Here is a 3,367-nt window from a genome sequence, read left to right on the forward strand (position 1 = left end):
GCTATACCAATCTAATCCGCCTATGTTTTTCCATTTTCTTGTACTAACCAGTTAGCTCAATAAGAAAAACCGCCTAAATAGCAGCTTAGTTCTTGAACTCTTAACCCCATTAGTTCAGACAATCATTTCTTTTTCTAAAGTGGTTCAAACCCCTTTTCTATTAATATGTAATAATAATAGCCCCAATAGCCATTGTAATAACCTACTTTTATATATTTGTCATTCCAAATAAAAAGAACTTCTAAACGGTCTTCTTGCTCATCCCATTTAATTTCGACAATATTCTCCTTAGTAAGTATCTTCTTTCCTTCCTCATCCATACTGGATAAATGAACTTTGTATGCTTCCTGGAATAACTCTTTTTGTTTATTAGTTAGCTTATCGTAACCCTTCAATTAACAAACTCCTTCACCAAAATAATCTCTTCCTTTGTTATCCTGCCTGTTACTTCAATAAGAAAAACTGCATCCCTTGTTGAAGGAATGCACCCGTTAGCTCAACAAGAAAAAGGTAATCCTAATTTTAAGCAAAATACAAATTTTAATCTCTGTACCCAAATCCAATTATCCGATGGGTTTTTATATCTGCATAAACTCCAACCCCACCTAATGATGGATTATCGTTTGAAGGAAAATCCACAAGATAAACTTCTTTTCCTATAAATGTTTTGTCTTTAATGTTTCCCATTGTCTCCCGAAGCGTTATTTTCTGAACACTTGCATCCTTCCAAATTCCTACTATATGCTCCTTTTCCTTTTTTGTGAGTTGATTCCAAACAGCCTCCCTAACATTTAATGACTGTGTTTCATTTCTATTTTCTTCCTTCACGTTTAGCTCTTTTGTATTGTTTGACACTTGCTGTTGACAACCATTTAGTAAAAAAGATAAAAGAATGGATGATAAAATAATAAGAGTAAACTTTTTCACACCGTTTTCCACCTCCAATTGTTTTTTTGTTTTTCCACAAAATGTAATAATGGCTATTTATTCTTAATTGGTTAGACGAAATTAACCACTTTATGTTTCATAGTTCCTTGGTTTCTAATTGAATTAACCTGCTTCGTTACTTGAAGAAGAAAAAAAAGCAATCTTCGTTATTGAAGTATCGCACCCGTTAGTGTAAGTACAATGTTTCACAATCTACAATCCTGCCTACTTACATCAAATTTTTATAATAAATTATTGTCGCATCGAAATTACCGTTTTCGGACATTGCATAAGCAGGTATCCGCCCAGCTTTAATGTATCCTAATGAAATATAAAGTAAATTTGAGGGGTCTCCTTCTCTAGTATCGAGAACCAATAATGTTCTACCAATTTTTAAAGCTGTTTCATGAGCCTTCTCCATTAATAAACGAGCAATTCCATTCCGCCGATAATTCGGGTGAGTCATTAATTTTGCAATTTCAGCTCTATGTCCACCATTTTGTTTTGAGCATAGATGTAATAACGAATTTTTAGGTTTTCCATTTTATAAAGCCGGCAATAATTCCTCTATAAAAGTATTAATTTGGAGGTAATTATTTTGTTGTTATCAAATGCCTGGGAGTCTTATGAAGCTGACAAAAGTATTGAAGGGTTCCCCCCACATACATTAAAAGCTTACCGTCTTCAAGCAATGCTACTTATTCGGTATTTTAACGACCTGAATATTGACGCTATCACCACGATTCAATTAAAAGATTACTTGGGGAAATCCAGTGAAAATTTAAAGCCATCCAGCCTAGCCCATCGCATACGTTTTATGAAGTCCTTCTTCCGCTGGTTGCACGAATAAGGACATATTATGAAAAACCCTGCTGCTAAAATAAAGGAACCCAAAGTAGGAAAAAGAATTCCAAAGTTTTTAACGGAAAGAGAATTAGAACATTTACGGGAAGCGTGTAACACCGCAATGGAAAAAGCAATTTTTGAGTTCATGTTTTCAACAGGTTGTAGAATTGGAGAAGTTGTTTCGCTGGATAAAAATTGTATCAATTGGTCAGACCGATCAGCAATCGTCAGAGGAAAAGGAGATAAAGAAAGGGAAGTTTATTTTAATATCCGGTGTGAGATTTGGTTAAAACGATATTTGGATAATCGACAAGACAAGGATCCCGCTATTTTTGTAACTGAACGTTATCCTCATCGAATGAGCATCGCCCAGATGAGATATATTATAAAGCGAATTTCAAATCGAGCGGGCATCAATAAAGAAATTCATCCGCACCAACTCAGGCACAGCTATGCCACTCATTTATTGAATAATGGAGCACCTATGGATGTAATTCAAAGCCTCCTTGGTCATGAAAAAAGTGAAACCACCCGGAATTATACCCAACTTAGCGGAAGTATCAGACAGAACCTATACAGGAAATATTTTTAGAAAGGAATAGCGATGCTTCTATAAGCATCGCCCCCGTTAGCTGAAGAAGGAATTTTTACCTTTTATGTTTAATCCTTTTTTTGGATTTATTAGTTGCAGGAACTGTATCCTTTTTACCCGAAAACTAATTGTTGGGCAGTTGGATGCCGCGCCAGCCGCTTACATCGCATTGGCCATATTCATTATCACCCACAGCAACCACCGTGCCGTCCGATTTAAGCCCGACGGTATGGGCACAACCCGCCGCTATCGCCACAATATCGCGCCAATCACTTACATTACATTGGCCATACTCATTCCAACCCACAGCCGCCACAGTACCGTCCGATTTAAGGCCGATGGTATGATTACTACCCACCGCTATCGCCACAATACCGCGCCAGCCGCTTACATCACATTGGTCATTTTTATTCAAACCCACAGCCGTCACCGTTCCGTCCGATTTAAGACCGATGGTATGAAGGATAACCCGCCGCGACCGCCACAATATCATGCCAGAGCCGCTTACATTGCATTCGACTTCATTATTTCGGCCCACTGCTACCACCGTGCCATCCGATTTAAGCCCAATGGTACGACGCCAACCTGCCGCAACCGCTACAATATCGCGCCAGTCGTTTACATCGCATTGGTCATGCTTATTCCAACCCATAGCCGCCACAGTACTGTCAGATTTAAGACCGATTGTATGAGCATTACCCGTGTTCGTTGCCATATGAACATTACCAGCCGCGACCGCCACAATATCGCGCCAACCGCTTACATCACATTGGCCATATTTATTATCACCCACAGCCGTCACCGTTCCGTCAGATTTAAGCCCAACGGTATGACGACGACCCGCAGCTATGGTATCTTTAGGCCACCGTTTCACCCTTGACACCGCTTCTTTCGGTGAAATGTAATCCATGTTTTACCTCCTTGAAAACAAGACCTATTTTATTATTGTATCACTTTTGCTTGTTATACCAACCTGCCCTTTCGTGGAATAAGAAAAAGCCA

The 3,367-nt window shown here is 38.8% G+C and carries 2 protein-coding genes and 3 pseudogenes; 1 reads left to right on the forward strand and 4 read right to left on the reverse strand.

The features are described from left to right. Positions 1 to 134: 134 nt before the first annotated feature. From V7150_RS26275 to V7150_RS26285, 3 genes and pseudogenes are all read right to left on the reverse strand, one after another. The gene (locus V7150_RS26275) at positions 135 to 395 is read right to left on the reverse strand and encodes a hypothetical protein (protein WP_335524205.1); all 261 of its coding nucleotides are present in this window, start codon (positions 393 to 395) and stop codon (positions 135 to 137) included. 145 nt (positions 396 to 540) lie between these two features. Then, positions 541 to 855: a hypothetical protein gene (locus tag V7150_RS26280; protein ID WP_335524206.1), complete on the reverse strand. Its 315-nt coding sequence runs from the start codon at positions 853 to 855 to the stop codon at positions 541 to 543. Positions 856 to 1,156: 301 nt separating this feature from the next. Continuing rightward, positions 1,157 to 1,447 (reverse strand): annotated as a pseudogene (locus tag V7150_RS26285) (GNAT family N-acetyltransferase); the annotation flags it as partial. 78 nt (positions 1,448 to 1,525) lie between these two features. On the opposite strand from V7150_RS26285, the pseudogene V7150_RS26290 reads away from it, so the two are divergent. Continuing rightward, positions 1,526 to 2,365 (forward strand): annotated as a pseudogene (locus V7150_RS26290) (tyrosine-type recombinase/integrase). Positions 2,366 to 2,489: 124 nt separating this feature from the next. Here the strand turns inward: V7150_RS26290 and V7150_RS26295 are convergent. After that, positions 2,490 to 3,275: pseudogene (locus tag V7150_RS26295) on the reverse strand (RCC1 domain-containing protein). Positions 3,276 to 3,367: the final 92 nt, after the last annotated feature.

Origin of the sequence: Neobacillus drentensis (assembly GCF_036965245.1) — a bacterium.
Taxonomy (GTDB): domain Bacteria; phylum Bacillota; class Bacilli; order Bacillales; family Cytobacillaceae; genus Neobacillus; species Neobacillus drentensis_G.